Raw genomic sequence first — 16,168 nt, forward strand, 5'->3', positions numbered from 1 at the left:
AAGCGACCTTGAAGGTCGCTTTTTTATGTCTAAATGACTTAATTATCTGAAATTAAAGCCACTTGCTGAATGTAGTTAAACAACTTCAAACGCGAAGCTTTAAGTTGTTCTTCATCCGCCTGCTGTTTCATATCACGGTGAATACGCAATACATGCTGACGAATGGTATGACGTTCCGCGGCATTATAAGTTTTGGAAAACTCATTAATGACCACATCACCATCTTTGATCATACGGTCAACCCAACGCTGCAATTGAGCGGTTTTTTTCGCGCCTTGTTGCGGTGTCAAATAAGACAAAATCACCGTTTCATCTTCATTACGCAACAACTTCCCAATGCGTAAAAATTGGCGACGACGAGCTTCATTTGATGTAATTAGTTTTACATCCAAAAGAGCTTCAATCAAACGCTCTTCAACAGGTAAGTTTTGAATTTGTTTAGTGTTCAACTCTGCAAGTTGAGAACCCAAAGATGCCATACGTTGTACGGCTTTTTTCTGTTCAGTTTTACTTGCACGTCCTTCTAAAGATTCAAAGTCTTCTTCAGTAAAACTATGCGGTCGACGTGCCACGATTAATCTGCCTCGTAAAATTTTGCTGCAAATAGTGCCTGAATCTCAGATAAAGCTTGTTCTTCATCTGCGCCTTCAAGCACCAAGCGTAAAGTGGTGCCCTTTCCTGCGCCTAGCATCAGGAGGGACATAATATTTTTGGCATCCACCAATTTGTCTCCTTTTCCAATTTGGATTGAAGAACGGAATTTAGTGGTCACTTCAATGAGCTTGCCAGATGCACGCGCATGTAACCCTAGTTTATTAATTACGTCAACAGTTGTGTCAATCATGCCCAGTGCTTCATTTCTCGATGGAGGACCTGAATAGACCATTTTGCCTCAAGGGCTTTTTTTAGTCTATCCACAATATATACAGAGCGATGCTGCCCACCCGTACAACCAATTGACACGGTCATATAGTGACGATGCCCTTCAGCAAAAGCTGGTAACCATTTATCTAAAAACTTATAAATATCTTGGAACATTTCGTGCGTTTGCTCACTTTGTTCCAAAAATTTTTGCACAGGAGCATCCAGTCCTGAATACTTTCGTAGTTCTAAATCCCAATGTGGATTGGGTAAATGTCGAACATCAAACACATAGTCAGCATCCAACGGAATACCGTGCTTAAAGCCAAAAGACTGCAAAATCAAAATCAGGTTATCCGACTGCCCCAACTTTGACAGCAAGGTATGCTTTAAATCGTGCACACTTTTATCGGTGGTATCAATATGCACGGTTGAGCGCAAATTAATCGGCAATAGAAGGGTTTTCTCTTCTTGAATACACTGGTTCAAACTTTGAAAGCGTGTCGCCAACGGATGCGGACGACGTGAAGCACTAAAGCGCGCAATCAGCTCTTGGTCACGCGTGGTCAAATAAATAATATCGACCGTACCATGCCTTTGCAATTGTTCAAACACCAAGTCGAACTCTTGCAAATCTGCACGTGTACTGCGTACATCTACACCAAGCGCCAACTGCTCAAGATTATTTTCCCGATCCAGCTTGGCAACAATCTCTGGGAGTAAAGCCAAAGGCAAATTATCAATACAGTAATAACCGAGGTCTTCCAACAATTGTAATGCAGAGGATTTACCCGAACCAGACTGTCCTGTAACAATTAAAATGCGCTTCATCTTAATCCTTTGAGAGGTGAGCTTGACTAAATATGTTTCACTTTCAAGTTATCAATTAAACGAGTTGCCCCGAGTTTTGCCGCAATGAAAAGCACCACATCTTGGTCAAATGCATCCATTTTTTGCAATGCAGGTGTGCGTGCTTCCACATAATCCACAACAAAACCAGCCTGTGTCAATGTCGCCTTTATATTTGCTAACACATCCGCTAAAGCGGTACCGGCTTGTAGCGACTGTTCAGCCGCTTTTAAGCTTTGATATATGGTCGGTGCCTTTTGACGGTTTTCTTCGCTTAAATAACCATTACGTGAACTTAAAGCCAAACCATCTTCAGCACGTGCAATTGCCACACCCATCACTTCAAGCGGCATATTCAAATCACGAACAAACTGACGAATCACAGCCAACTGTTGATAGTCTTTTTCACCAAAGAAAGCAAAATTAGGTTGCACAATATTGAACAGTTTCGTCACCACAACAGCGACACCATCAAAATGACCTGGGCGTTGTAGACCACACAAATCATTGGTGATATCTGAAACAGTAATATTGGTCAAACGTGGGCTGTTGCCATACATTTGCTCAACCGATGGTGCAAACACGATGTCACAACCAACCTCGGCCAACAAGCGCTGATCTTGTTCCAAGGTACGTGGGTAACTGTCAAAATCTTCATTGGGTCCAAATTGAATAGGATTCACAAAAATGCTGACTACAACCACATCACAGAGTTTTTTCGCTTCGCGTACAAGGTTCAAGTGCCCCTGATGCAAGTTCCCCATGGTCGGGACGAAACCAATACTTTTTCGAGCCGTTCGCGCAGGGTTCAATGATGCTGATAGGCCTTGGATCGTGGTTTCAGTTTTCATGTTTTACAGCTCGACTTGGAATGTTTGTTCTTTCGCAGGGAATGAGCTATCAAGCACCGCTGCATGGTATGCCTTGAACGCATCCAAAATCGCCGTTTCCCCTGCTTGTTCTTTCATAAAGTTACGCACAAATTTTGCAACACGACCAAAAGTCAGTCCAAGCATGTCTTGTACCACCAAGACTTGACCATCGGTATCCACACCTGCACCAATGCCAATGACAGGTACATGTGGGAACAACTCACTAATTTCTTTACCGAGCTGCGCAGGCACACACTCTAATAACAGCACCGCAGCGCCTGCATCGACCACAGCTTGGCAGTCCGCAATTAATTGGTCTGCCGCTTCACGTGTACGTGCTTGTAATTTATAGCCACCAAACACATGTACAGACTGTGGGGTTAAACCTAAGTGTACACATACAGGAATACCGTTTCGTGTCAAAACTTGAACCGTTTCAGCCAGCCATGCACCACCTTCAACTTTGACCATTTGCGCGCCCGCTTGCATCACCACTTTTGAGCTTCGCAAAGCATCATTTAAGGTGGCATAACTCATAAACGGTAAATCGGTCATGATTAAGGCATGTTGATTACCACGGCGTACAGCTGCGGTATGATAAGCCATATCTTCAACTGTAACAGGCAAAGTGGAATCACGACCCTGTATCGCCATACCTAGCGAATCGCCAATTAAAATGGTATCAATTTCAGCAAGTTCCATTGCCTTTGCCATACTTGCATCATAGCAAGTCAGGCAGGAAAATTTGCGACCTTCTGCTTTAAATTTTCTTAAGTCATTTAAACTAATCATCAAACTATTCCTTTCAACATCTTTAGCTCGGCTAAATTAAATCTCTGCCCAATTGCCTGCATCCAGCACGCTCAACGTGGGTTGTTGTACAACAGGCAGCTGTTTCAACGCAATACCATCAATGTGTAAATTGGGGTCTAAATCCAGTAGTGGAATCAACACAAAATCACGCTCCATCACACCGACATGTGGCACGGTTAAGCGTTCATGCTGAATTTTCTCTTCTGCATAGATCAGTAAATCTAAATCTAAAGTGCGTTCACCCCAATGGCGTAAACGTACACGTCCCGACTCTTGCTCAAAACGTTGCAGTTCATCCAGCAAAGCCAACGGCGCCAAGTCTGTGCTGAGTTGCACCACAGCATTTAAATAATTGGGTTGGTCTTGCGGTCCCATCGGTGGGCTTTGATACAGCTTGGAGATCTTCACATCGCCAAGACTGGCCAACTTGTGCACCGCTTCAGTCAAAATCACCTTAGAGTCGCCTAAGTTACTACCTAGACCAATGTACGTGACGATGCTCATTGTGTCGGCCCAAAAATCACGCTGCTTAAATCACGTTGAACACGTTTACGTTTTAAAATTGGGTGGTCTGCGCCAATCTCTGTCGAGCTGTGACCTGCTCCCCTACCAGTCTGCGTACGAGCTTCAGCGTGTTGCTTCGGTTTACGTGCACGGCGACTGCGCGATTCTTGCTCTTGCACCAGAGGCTCAATTTCATGACTTACCGTTTTGGCAATCGCTGCTTCTTCAGCACTTGCTTTACCACTGCGACGTGATTTTGCACGTTGGCGGTTATATTGGCTGATAGCACGTTCTTTTTCATCGGTGCTCATCAACTGATACGCGTCCCACCATTGTCCCATGCCGAGCGTACCCTCATCACCGGATTTTTCGCGAAGTAACAAGAAGTCAAAGCCTGCACGGAAACGTGCATGGCTAGATAAGGCTTGAATTTGCTGTGCTTTCGGATTGAGTAAGCGAGTTTGCATTTCCCACACTTCACGAATGAAGGTTTCGGCAAAGCGCGGAATAATAGTCCGCGTGGCTTGGCGTTTTAATACATCCAGTCCTGCTTGTGCACGCGCTTCAGCTGCAACCACACCCTTACTGCTATAAAACTCACAACGTTCTAAGAACGGTTGCCATAACAATACCGCATAGAAAAATGCAGGGTTGATGGTTTTGCCCACTTGAATACGCTGATCGGTATTCTTAGCGGCACGTTCAATAAATGGGGTAATATTCGGTTGGATATCTGCAAATAACTGCTTCCAAATGCCGAAGTCAATCAGCATTGGCAACACACGATTTAGATGTCCCATCGTGAACAACTTCTGAGATTCATCATATAAACGGTGCGGCGAAACATCACGCAGCAACTGCGTCATTTCCAAGGTGAAAACGTCGAGAATTTGCTGATCGATTGAGAAACCTAATTTTGCAGCAAAACGCAAAGTCCGTAGCATTCGCACAGGATCTTCTTCAAAACGCGTTTGTGCATCGCCCAGTAGACGTAAGGTTTTATTTTTAATGTCATCCACAGCATGACAGAAATCTAAGACAACGCCCTTGCGTGGCTGATAGTACATTGCATTAATTGAAAAATCGCGGCGAGCAAAGTCTTGCTCTATCGTGCCCCAATTGTTATCACGCAAAATCATGCCTTGCGCAGAGGTGACTTCTTTCTTCGGCGGTGCACGGAAAGTTGCCACTTCAACCAACTCACGACCTGAATAGACATGAGCCAGCTCAAAACGGCGTCCGATAATACGGCAACGTCGTCCGAAAACTTCTTTTACCTGTGACGGTGTTGCATTGGTCACTGCATCAAAATCTTTGGGATTTAGGCCAAGCATCATGTCGCGGACACCGCCACCGACGATATACGCTTCATAGCCTGCCTTAGTTAATGCATCGATCACATCTAAAATGTAAGAAGGTAATTGAGCGGTTGATAAACCACATTTTGACGCGCGCAAAGTTTGCAAAAGCCGCTGTCTCCTACGCCTAAACGTAAAATTCTAAGATGACGCTAATCATATATCTAACACAATCAAAGGGCAATTTGATTATCGAAAGCAAAGCAGGATTCTGATCAATTCACCAATAAATGACACCGCTTTTTTCACAAGCCCAAACGAGTTTTATTTTTTGCAAAAATTGCCGGTCCAATCCCGCGCACCTGTTGTAGCTCATCTATGGTCTTAAATGGCCCTTGTTTCTGGCGATAGGCCACAATTGCCTGTGCCTTTTTTAGACCCACACCCTGAAGTTGCTGTAATTGATCAACACTGGCTTGATTTAAACTAATTTTATTTGTGCTCGACACAGGTTGAGCCTGAACAGGAGACACAGCACGTTTCACGCTTTTAGGAGCTTGAATACGATCATCCCACACCTGCTGCTCTGCTTTCCAGTTCAGATAGTTCTGATCAAAAGACTGTGCATAACTACTGGGTATCCACGCCAGTAAACTCAGTAATAACAACGCAATGATCAACAAACTTACTTTTATTTTTATCAATTCAAGCCACCATTTTTATTATTTCAGTTGTAATTTGGCTTGCTCCCACAGTTGATCCATTTCTTCTAAGGACATCTGCTCAATCTTTTTTTGTTGTTGCAAAGCTTGATCTTCAATGAAAGCAAAACGAGTACGAAATTTATGAATCGTACTCAAAAGCGACATTTCGCTTGAGACGCCCAGTTTACGTCCAACATTGATCATTGAAAATAAACAATCGCCAAATTCATCTGCTATTTCATCGGAATTTTGCTGTTGAACCGCATGTTTCAATTCAGCTAATTCTTCTTCAAGCTTGGTATAAGCACCTGCTACATCTGGAAAGTCAAAACCGATCCGTGCTGCATTTTTTTGAATCTGTTCCGCTTGTTGTAAGGCTGGGCCATGCTTGATGCTGTCTAATCGTGACTGTGCCTTACCTTGTTTTTCCTGTTGTTTAATTTGCTTCCAAAGCTCGCCTACATCTTCGGCAGACAAAGCTGAAAACTGCTGTGCTTGAAAAACATGGGGATGACGACGAATCAGTTTTTCTGTGATGGCATGGACCACATCTTGAAAATTAAAAGCCCCTTGCTCGGCATACATCTGTGACTGGAACACCACCTGTAGCAGTAAATCACCCAACTCATCGCGCACCTCATCAGCTTTACCTGAACGCACAGCAGCTTCAACTTCATAAGCCTCTTCAATGGCATAGCGGGTTAAGCTTTCTGGAGTTTGCTGTTGATCCCATGGACACTTTTCACGTAATTCACGCATCACGTTCAGCAATTGTTCCATGTTTATCTCTCTTCAAAAATCATATTGATAAAAATTACATTATGACGGCATTCATTTGTTATGCTCAATCCAATCACAACAATAACATCAAGAAAAAGAGCAACAAGGAGCAGTTTCAATGCGCAGTATTTTGATTAGCGGTGCAGCCCAAGGTATTGGTGCGGCCATCGCCCGCTTATTTTATACACATCACTACAAAGTCGGGATTTATGACATCAATAGCGCTCAAGCCCAACAGCTAGCAGCTAGCCTCGGCCCAAATGCCAAAGCAGGACAGCTCGATGTTTCCAGCTATCAAGACTGGCAAACAGCTTTAGCCGAGTTTGTCACATGGGCAGGTGAGCTCAATGTTTTGGTCAATAATGCAGGAATTCTATTCTCTGGGCCTTTTGAACACACAGAGATCAGCGCACATCACAAAACCATCTCGATCAATGTTAATGGTGTACTGAATGGCTGCCATGCTGCATTGCCCTATCTCAAACAAGCGAATTTTGCCCGCATCATCAACCTTTCATCAGCTTCAGCCATCTATGGTCAAGCTGATTTGGTCTCGTACTCTGCCAGTAAGTTTGCAGTACGCGGTATCACCGAAGGCTTAGATACCGAATGGCAGAAATATGGCATTCGCGTATTAGATGTTATGCCGCTATTTGTACAAACTGCCATGGTGCAAGATATGCAAGCGAAGAGTATTCAAAACATGGGGGTACACTTAACTACAGAAGATGTAGCGCAACACGTTTTTCAACGTGCTGTTGCAAAAGATACGGCACTCACTGCAACCCATCAAGCCGTGGGTGCCAAAGCCAAGCTTTTATTTCAACTGAGTAAAATCAGTCCCCAATTTCTGAATCGCCTAACCAACTTGTACCTTTCTAAATAAAAAAAGAGCCTGCAATTGCAGGCTTTTTTTTCAATTCGCTTAGTTACCTTGTACCAAACGACGCGCACTAATAATGCCTGGTTGTTGCTCTAATCGCGCCAACAGTTTTGATAATTGCGATAAGCCTTTCACTTCAATCAACAATTTCATATTGGCAATACCGTCTGCTTCAGAGATGGTATTAACCTGACGAATATTGATTTGATCGGAGAAAATCACTTGGGTCAAATCTTTGAGCAAACCACGGCGATCATAAGCTTCCACCACAATTTGCACACTCTGACCACGCGTTGGCTGCATTTCCCAATCGGCTTCTACTGCACGTTCAGGTTCATTTTGAATCATGCGTAAGTAGTCAGGACACGCTACTTTATGGATGCTCACCCCACGGTTCAAGGTGATATAACCCGCAATTGACTCACCATGCACAGGCTGACAACACTGCGCCACATGCAGCTCAACGTTATCTAAACCATCAATCAGAATGCCATGCGCTGACAAGGTATGACTAGCACGTGGATTCAAAGTTGGCTTCAGCACCAGTTCAGGTTCGTCCTGATCCAAATGCATATGACGGTTCACCTGATTGATCAATGCATGCAGACTAATGTCACCATTGACCAGTGCAATCAGAATGTCTTCACCCGCTTTGACATTAAAATGATTGCAGTAATCATTCAAATCAATACTTTTTGGGTGAATTGCTAAACGTGAAAGTTCTTTGTTGAGCAGGTCACGGCCCACTTCCAAGTTTTTGCTGCGGTCTTGTTGTCTAAACCAATGGCGCAGCTTGTCACGCGCACGTGCCGTCTTGATATAACCTAAAGAGTTCACCAACCAATCACGGTTTGGCTCACGGTCTTTCTTGGTTAAAATCTCAACTTGTTCACCCGTTTTTAAGGTATAGGTCAGCGGAACATAACGCTGATTCACTCTCGCGGCATAACACTTGTTCCCGACTTGAGTATGCACATGATAAGCAAAGTCGAGTACGGTCGAACCACGTGGGAGCTCTTTAATATCGCCATCACGGCTAAAGACATAAATCTTCTCAAAATCCTCAAAATCTTGAATCTGCTCAAAATTTTCAGAGTCTTCATCAGACTTATGTACATTCGCATCATTTCGCTCTTGATAGTGTTCAAGTACTGCACGCAATGAATGTAAACGATGGTTAAAAGAGCGATCGGTATTCTTACCGCCCTCTTTATAGTTAAAGTGCGAACACACCCCAAGTTCTGCTTCTTCATGCATGCTCTTGGTACGAATCTGAACTTCAAGTGACTTATTTTCCGCAATCACAGCCGTATGCAGTGAGCGGTAACCATTGGCTTTCGGATTGGTAATATAGTCATCAAACTGATGCGGAATATGCCGCCAAATTTGGTGCACGATCCCCAACGAGTGATAGCACTCAGGAACCGTTTTAACCAAGACCCGAACGGCACGAATGTCATACAGCTGATCGAAGCTCAGGTTCTTACTTTTCATTTTTCGATAAATCGAATAAATGTGTTTTACCCTGCCACTAATTTCAGCTTCAATACCATGCTCATTCAAAGATGCACGCAAAGTATCAATCACAAACTGAATATATTGCTCACGCTCCAGTCGCTTTTCATTCAGCAGCGTCGCAATTTCTTTATAGCGATCGGGTGCTAAATAGCGAAAGGCTAAATCTTCCAGTTCCCACTTTAACTGCGCAATCCCTAAACGGTGTGCCAGTGGTGAGTAAATGGTTAAGATTTCTCGTGCTACACGCTCTTGACGCTCTTTAGATGAAGTCGCCAATTCACGCAGTGCATAAGTCCGCTCAGCCAATTTGATCAGTACAACGCGCACGTCTTCCGTCACTGAAATCAACATTTTATAAATGCCGTTTAAGTGCTCGCGCTGATTGTTATTAAAGTGATCTTCGAGGCGTTTATTCTGCTCGATGAGGTCAGATAACTTACCCATAGCCAAAGTGCCTTTGACCAGTGCATGCACTTGTTCGCCAAAATGCTCTTGTACTTCCGCCAAAGGAATCACGCCTTCGCGTACACCACGATAGAGCATCGCAGCAGCCAAGGTGTCTTCATCGACATGTAGATGGGCCAGAATATCCGCCATTTCAATACCGGTATAAAAGGTATTGGAACGATGATTAACCGTGGTTTCTAACTCTTTTTGTAAAGTCAAATTGGCAACTTCTTCGAGTTGCTCAAGCTTCGCATCATCTAATATGCTTCGAACACGATCTAACCATTCAGCCAAATCATGTTGAGCTTGTTCGGCATGCTCTACAGTCGCCTCCTGAGACAACTCATTGAGTCGCCCAGGTAGTTGCTCACGTACTGTGACCATACCCTTCTCCTACACTTTTACGCTTCATATTCTTTAATCGTTTATCTCATTATCTTTTTCAAACAATGCTATCGACTCAACGTGACCTGTGTGGGTAAACATGTCCATCACACCGGCTTTGACTAATCGATAACCCTGTTGTACCAACAGCCCCGCATCCCTTGCGAGTGTCGCTGGATTACACGACACGTAAACGATTCTTTTTGCACCAAAGTTAGGCATATAATGCATTATTTCCTCTGCGCCTGCACGTGGAGGATCTATCAATAATGCATCAAATCCTTGATTTGCCCAAGAATGATGCGAGAAATCTTTTGTTAAATCTTGTGAAAAGAACTTCAACTGGCCAAGAGCATTACGTTCCGCATTTTCTGCACCACGTTGAACCATTTCTTCACTGCCTTCAACACCAACCACTTGTCCTGTTGCACCCACGCATCGAGCCAAAGGCAAAGAGAAATTTCCTAGACCACAGAACAAATCGAGAACACGTTCTCCTTGTTTTAAATCTAGCAAGTCACATGCCAATTTCACCATTTGCGGGTTAATGGTTGAGTTTACTTGAGTAAAGTCGTGTGGGTTAAATCCAAATGCCACATCAAAATCATTTAAACGATAATGTAAACGCATCTCTGCATGTTCATCATCCATACGCTTTAGACTGTCTGGGCCTGCAGCTTGTAAATACAACTGCCACCCTCTGTCTAACGCAAATTGTTTTAATCGGTTGACATCCTCTGTGTTTAATTTTTCAGTATGTCGCACCGTGAGGGCGATGTCACAATCCCCCATGGCCAATTCTATATGACCAATAGCCGCTTTGGCTGTTAGACTTTGGAGTAACTGCTTCAAGCGTGTGATTGAACCAAACGCTTGATCTAACACCAAGCAGCGATCAATTGAAGTTAGTTTATTGGTTTGACGCTCTCGAAAACCCACGACCAATTGATCTTTGTGCGGCAAATAACGCACCCCAATGCGTGCTTTACGGCGGTAGTCTTCACGTAAAGAGCGCAAAGGCGGCAACCACTCTTCAGGTTGAATCCCTGCAAAATGCTGCAAATGCGATTTAAGCACTTCTTGCTTTAAACGAATTTGCTCATCGGGATGAATGTGCTGCATATTACAGCCACCACAGCTTTTAAAATGCGGACACTTCGGCTCAACCCGAAAAGCAGAGGCTTCACTGAGGAGTTGAACAGCATCGGCTTCCTCTAAACGCTTTACCGCATGGGTAATCTGCGCTTTAACCGTTTCACCCGGCAATGCATAGTTAATAAAGACTTTTTTACCCTGCTTCTCTGCAGGATGGTCTGGATGCGAACCATAGTGCGCTATGCCGCGTCCTTCATGCGAAAGTGACTCAACCTGAAAAATATAACTGGGCTGTTGAGTTGGACGAGGTTTGGCTCTATGTTTCATGTGTACCTATAGATGGGAAGGGGAAAAATCGGCAGCGGTAAAAGCCGTCTGCTGTGAGGTCTCACGCCACACCGACAAAAAGTCTTGATGCTGCGGTTGGGCCTGTAAAAACTGGATGGTTTGATCAATAAAATGACGGTGGTCTTGAGCGAGCAATTGCCCTTTGAGCAAGAGCCAACGCAAATACACCAACCATGTATTTAGCACATCACCTTCACAATAACTGGTGAGTTTGAGCCATTCCTGCGCCCGAACATATTCAGGTACATGATAAGCCCCATCGCCTCGTTTACCGGGATACCCCAATAAATGGGCAACATCATCTAGCTTTTGGAAATGACGTCCATTAAACATTGCCATCACATCCATCAGGTCGATGTGACGCTGATGATAACGGTTCTGATAGTTATTATAGCGCTTTTGTGTGTCAATTTCGCCTTGATCGAACAAAGCAGGTGCAGTTAAACCATGATACATAGCACGAAGCATGATTACAGGTAAGTCAAACTGAGCACCATTCCAGCTCACTAAAGTTGGTAAGCGCTTATCAAATATGGATAAAAACTTACTGAGGATTTCTGCTTCCGAATATTGCTCACGGCTAAAAGAAAAAAGTTTCATCTGGCCTTGGTCATCCAGCCATAAGCCTGAAATACACACAATTTCATGCAAAGCCAAACGCTGAAAATCCATGCCTGATTCTTGGCGACGCAATTTGGTCAGTGCCGCCTCCAAATCAGCCTCAGGCAAATCTAAACCATATAAATGCGCCCCCGATCTCAAATCTGTCATTGTTTCGATATCAAAGGTGAGAACGGGTAAACGCATAGCAGGACTCTCTTTTATTGTTTTATTCAGGATCGACCACAGAGAAAAGACCCGTCGATAAATAACGGTCACCACGGTCACAAATAATGCACGCAATGACAGCACCAGGGTTTTCTTCAGCAATTTTAATCGATGCCCACACCGCACCACCTGAAGAAGTTCCTGCGCTAATCCCTTCTTTTTGCGCCAATTTACGCATGGTTTTTTCCGCTTCAATTTGCGGAATATCAATAATTTGATCAATCCGACTGCGGTCAAAAATCGTTGGTAAATATTCTTCAGGCCAGCGGCGAATCCCTGCGATACTTGAACCATCCGATGGCTGTAAGCCAATAATTTGAATGTCGGGGTTCATCTCTTTGAGATATTTAGAGACCCCCATAATGGTACCTGTAGTGCCCATTGAACTTACAAAGTGAGTGATTTTGCCACCTGTTTGCTGCCAAAGTTCAGGCCCAGTCGTTAAATAATGTGCTTCAACATTATCAGGATTACCAAACTGGTTGAGTACATGCCCTTTGCCTTCTTCTTGCATTTGCAAAGCCAAATCACGTGCACCTTCCATGCCCTGTTCTTTGGTCACTTCAATCAGTTCCGCGCCATAAGCACGCATTGCATCTTTACGTTCTTGGCTCATGTTGTTGGGCATAATCAGTTTCATCTGATAGCCACGCATCGCAGCAACCATCGCCAGTGCAATGCCGGTATTTCCACTGGTCGCTTCAATCAAGGTATCGCCCGGCTGGATTTGCCCTCGCTTTTCCGCTTGCATAATCATGTTATACGCGGGACGGTCTTTGACAGAACCTGCGGGGTTGTTGCCTTCTAACTTTGCCAATACTGTTGCTTGAGTGTGACTAGCCAGACGCTGTAAACGCACCAGTGGAGTTTTTCCAACATAGTGATCTAACAAAAATTCGTCTGCTTGAAAATCAGTGGATGTAGTACTCATTCTTTGCACCTTGATCGAGGTGCGCCTATTGTATGGAAAAATGCCAGTCCCTGCACCCATTTAGCGTGCTTTTTCGCGAAAGTGATTAAAGCACCATCGATTTTTTATAAAGCGTGCTACACTTCAAAGCATAGGGAATAAATCACTTGCACCATGTCAAATATCAATAAAAAGTTATTTAATCGTCTGCACTTAAACCATGCTTATGGACAGCTCATTGCACTTATTTTCGTGCCGATTATGATTTTGGCCTGTGTAGGTGCATTACTGGTTATTACCGAAACTTCAAATGCAGCCAAAGCCCAGCAGCGACAAATGGCGATTGCGATTTTAACGCGCTACCAACTGGATGCAGAAGCGGCGATCAATTTGGTGAATGCCTCCCCTTGGCAGTATGAAAATGCACGTTATTTGATGCAAAAGATGTTAGATGAAAAACATCTGATTCGTGCCGCAATTATTGATGAAAAAGGCAATAACAAACTCAGCATTGGCTACCAAGACCAAGCGCCGTGGCCTGCGTTGAAAAAAAATACTGATTTTTTTGGCCCGATGAATTTTAAAGGTAATACAGTATATGGTTTGCCCATCAACCAATTTACAGGCACGCCTGCGCAGTTGGTGGTTGAATTAGATAACCAGCCTTTACAAATTGCCCGTTATCGCGTGTTGATTGTGTTGATTGCGACAGGTCTGTTGACACTATTACTACTTTTACTCTGTTTAAATTTCTACTCGCGTCGCTGGATTGCGCCGATGTATGAAATTCGCATGCAGCTGCAACGTTTAAATGCCGACACCCTCGATCAACACATGCTGATTAACAGTACTGGTGAATTACGCTTACTACAGCGCGATATTGCCAATGTGGTGAAACGCCTGCATTTTAGTTTTTTAGAATTGAAAGAACACACTGAGCAGACGGAAGACGATTTACGTCGAACCCTTGACACTTTAGAAGTACAAAACATTACCTATCGTCAAGCGCGTGACCAAGCCATTTCAGCAAGTCAGTCCAAGTCTGTATTCTTGGCCAATATCAGCCATGAACTGCGCACGCCACTGAACAGTATTGATGGTTTTATTCACCTGTTACTGCGTCAAGACAACCTCAACAATGATCAAAACCTGTATTTACAAACCATCCGTAAATCATCTGCACACTTACTAGCACTGATTAATGATGTTTTAGATTTTTCAAAAATTGATGCCGGTAAACTAGAACTCGATACTGCAACTTTTGATTTAGAAGAAGCAATTTTTGATGTTATGGATATGCTATCTCCTCTTGCTGCACAAAAGCATATCGATATGGCCTTTTACTATGCCGACAATGTGCCAAAGCATGTGGTTGGAGATGCCCTACGCTTCAAACAAATTTTAACCAACCTGATTTCCAATGCCATTAAGTTTACTCCTGATGGCGAGATCATCGTCCGCGCAAGAATGGAACAAGATGATATTGGACAGTGCCTATTGCACTTTAGTGTACAAGACAGCGGCATCGGACTCAGTGGAACCGACCGCAAAAAACTGTTTGAGTCTTTCTCGCAAGGTGATGCTTCAGTCACGCGCCAATTTGGCGGTACAGGTCTAGGCTTAGCGATTTCCAAACAGCTAGTGCATTTGATGCAGGGGCAAATTGGATTTGAGGACAACCAAGAACGCGCGCCCACCGAAAAAGGTTCCACCTTCTGGTTTACAGCCATGTTTATGGTCAATGAAGAAGATGAGTACGTTGAGCATCCTCAGTTTAGCGACATGCAAGTGGTTTCGTATTTGGCACATCCTGCAACGGCCAATATTCTGCGTCATTATCTTGAAGACTATGCTGTGGAGCACATCGAATCGAGTTCAATTTTAGACTTGTTCAGTCACCTCAACAGACTGCCTCAAGATGTGGAAAACACATGGTTGATTGTTGACCATAGTGGGGATACCGAAGCTTTATTAAAAGAAATTCGTCAACGTTATAGCGGTAACCTTGCGGTTTATGGTTACCAGATGTCACTCGATTTGACTACGCTGAATGAGTATCGCGCACGACCATTATACCAACCGCTCAGTCGGAGTGCTTTGATTCAATTACTCAGCAATCAACCGCTATTTGAAGAAGATGAAATGGAGTCCTTCAATGGTCAAGGCTTACATATTTTAGCGGTGGATGACCATCTCCCTAACCTGATTGTCCTTGAAGCCCTGCTGGGCGAATTGAATGTCAAGACAACAAAAGCTTTAAGCGGTCAACAAGCCTTAGAGATTTTACAAGAGCGTGCTGAACACGACAGCAAAGCTTTTGATTTGGTATTTATGGATATTCAAATGCCTGTCATGTCGGGGGTCGATACCACACGTGCCATTCGTGCGCTGGAGTCAACCATTGAAAACCATAAACGTTTGCCCATCATTGCCCTCACCGCACATGCATTGGCCGATGAAAAGCAAAAACTACTGCAAGTCGGCATGGATGACTATGTCACCAAACCAATTCAAATTGATCAGATTATTCAAATCCTGACCCATTGGACCACTGATCGCTTCAATAAAGGCTCACCCGTTGAAAAAGCTATCGTGATTGAAGCACTCGATCCTAAGGTGCTCGACTGGCAGCAAAGCTTACAGTTAGCCGCCAATAAAGAAGATTTAGCGGTCGACTTATTGCGTATGTTAATGGACAGTTTTGATACTGAGTTGCATGAAATGAAGCAATTGATTGAAATGGAAGATTTCCCACAATTGGAGCATGTGCTACACCGCCTGTATGGTGCAACACGCTATGTCGGTGTACCCAACTTACAAGAAGCAACAGGGACATTTGAACAGTTTGTTTCAACCTTACGTAAAGAGCGTCGTAAAGCAGATGAACAATTTGTTCAAGAAACCATCAAGCGTTTCAATGAACTCAAAGTCGTGATTGAACAAGTACAACATGCGGCACAGCAAATTTTAATCAAACATAGCCCATAAAACATTCAAAAGAGCATGACACCTAAGACAAGTTGTGACGTGACTCTTGGTGTCATTTATCCGTACGAGAGCTATGCTATGCTCCG

At 43.8% G+C, this 16,168-nt stretch carries 15 protein-coding genes; 2 read left to right on the forward strand and 13 right to left on the reverse strand.

All coding sequences use genetic code 11. The features are described from left to right. Positions 1 to 38: 38 nt before the first annotated feature. The 9 genes from yjgA to mazG all read right to left on the reverse strand — a co-directional run bounded on the left by yjgA (position 39) and on the right by mazG (position 6,681). Positions 39 to 572: a ribosome biogenesis factor YjgA gene (gene yjgA / locus ACFN7Z_RS14520; RefSeq protein ID WP_005400753.1), complete on the reverse strand. Its 534-nt coding sequence runs from the start codon at positions 570 to 572 to the stop codon at positions 39 to 41. A gap of 2 nt (positions 573 to 574) precedes the next feature. After that, positions 575 to 844, reverse strand: coding sequence for an HPr family phosphocarrier protein (locus ACFN7Z_RS14525; RefSeq protein WP_010325935.1), 270 nt, complete (start codon positions 842 to 844; stop codon positions 575 to 577). After that, entirely contained in the window at positions 841 to 1,692 is an 852-nt protein-coding gene (gene rapZ, locus ACFN7Z_RS14530; protein ID WP_395442122.1) for an RNase adapter RapZ, read from the reverse strand. Before rapZ ends, ACFN7Z_RS14525 begins: the two co-directional genes overlap by 4 nt. Positions 1,693 to 1,718: 26 nt before the next feature. Further along, positions 1,719 to 2,561 (reverse strand): pantoate--beta-alanine ligase, encoded by an 843-nt coding sequence (gene panC / locus ACFN7Z_RS14535; RefSeq protein WP_010325934.1) that lies wholly within the window; start codon positions 2,559 to 2,561, stop codon positions 1,719 to 1,721. A gap of 3 nt (positions 2,562 to 2,564) precedes the next feature. Continuing rightward, positions 2,565 to 3,374, reverse strand: coding sequence for a 3-methyl-2-oxobutanoate hydroxymethyltransferase (gene panB, locus ACFN7Z_RS14540; RefSeq protein WP_010325933.1), 810 nt, complete (start codon positions 3,372 to 3,374; stop codon positions 2,565 to 2,567). 36 nt (positions 3,375 to 3,410) lie between these two features. Further along, entirely contained in the window at positions 3,411 to 3,899 is a 489-nt protein-coding gene (gene folK / locus ACFN7Z_RS14545) for a 2-amino-4-hydroxy-6-hydroxymethyldihydropteridine diphosphokinase (RefSeq protein ID WP_010325932.1), read from the reverse strand. Continuing rightward, on the reverse strand, positions 3,896 to 5,365 hold the full coding sequence (pcnB, locus tag ACFN7Z_RS14550) for a polynucleotide adenylyltransferase PcnB (protein WP_010325931.1): 1,470 nt from the start codon (positions 5,363 to 5,365) through the stop codon (positions 3,896 to 3,898). The genes folK and pcnB overlap by 4 nt, the downstream gene beginning before the upstream one ends. 137 nt (positions 5,366 to 5,502) lie before the next feature. Next, a complete protein-coding gene (locus ACFN7Z_RS14555; RefSeq protein WP_029574943.1) occupies positions 5,503 to 5,901 on the reverse strand; it encodes a ComEA family DNA-binding protein in 399 nt (132 codons plus the stop codon). An 18-nt stretch (positions 5,902 to 5,919) separates the two neighbouring features. Continuing rightward, the gene (mazG, locus tag ACFN7Z_RS14560) at positions 5,920 to 6,681 is read right to left on the reverse strand and encodes a nucleoside triphosphate pyrophosphohydrolase (RefSeq protein WP_010325929.1); all 762 of its coding nucleotides are present in this window, start codon (positions 6,679 to 6,681) and stop codon (positions 5,920 to 5,922) included. Positions 6,682 to 6,799: 118 nt separating this feature from the next. On the opposite strand from mazG, the gene ACFN7Z_RS14565 reads away from it, so the two are divergent. After that, complete coding sequence (locus ACFN7Z_RS14565; protein ID WP_010325928.1) at positions 6,800 to 7,567, forward strand: SDR family oxidoreductase; 768 nt, start codon at positions 6,800 to 6,802, stop codon at positions 7,565 to 7,567. Between the two features lie 39 nt (positions 7,568 to 7,606). Here ACFN7Z_RS14565 and ACFN7Z_RS14570 read toward each other — a convergent pair whose 3' ends face one another. The 4 genes from ACFN7Z_RS14570 to cysM are packed head-to-tail and all read right to left on the reverse strand — an operon-like array spanning position 7,607 to position 13,115. Next, a complete protein-coding gene (locus ACFN7Z_RS14570; RefSeq protein WP_004979149.1) occupies positions 7,607 to 9,913 on the reverse strand; it encodes a bifunctional (p)ppGpp synthetase/guanosine-3',5'-bis(diphosphate) 3'-pyrophosphohydrolase in 2,307 nt (768 codons plus the stop codon). Between the two features lie 33 nt (positions 9,914 to 9,946). Further along, positions 9,947 to 11,335 (reverse strand): 23S rRNA (uracil(1939)-C(5))-methyltransferase RlmD, encoded by a 1,389-nt coding sequence (rlmD, locus tag ACFN7Z_RS14575; RefSeq protein ID WP_010325927.1) that lies wholly within the window; start codon positions 11,333 to 11,335, stop codon positions 9,947 to 9,949. A 6-nt stretch (positions 11,336 to 11,341) separates the two neighbouring features. Beyond that, a complete protein-coding gene (locus ACFN7Z_RS14580; protein ID WP_004692313.1) occupies positions 11,342 to 12,163 on the reverse strand; it encodes a 3'-5' exonuclease in 822 nt (273 codons plus the stop codon). 22 nt (positions 12,164 to 12,185) lie between these two features. Further along, entirely contained in the window at positions 12,186 to 13,115 is a 930-nt protein-coding gene (gene cysM, locus ACFN7Z_RS14585; protein ID WP_005400763.1) for a cysteine synthase CysM, read from the reverse strand. Between the two features lie 153 nt (positions 13,116 to 13,268). Here cysM and ACFN7Z_RS14590 point away from each other — a divergent pair, with 153 nt between their 5' ends. Beyond that, positions 13,269 to 16,082, forward strand: coding sequence for an ATP-binding protein (locus ACFN7Z_RS14590; protein ID WP_010325926.1), 2,814 nt, complete (start codon positions 13,269 to 13,271; stop codon positions 16,080 to 16,082). Positions 16,083 to 16,168 lie beyond the last annotated feature (86 nt).

Origin of the sequence: Acinetobacter sp. P1332 (assembly GCF_044057475.1) — a bacterium.
Taxonomy (GTDB): Bacteria; Pseudomonadota; Gammaproteobacteria; order Pseudomonadales; family Moraxellaceae; genus Acinetobacter; species Acinetobacter johnsonii.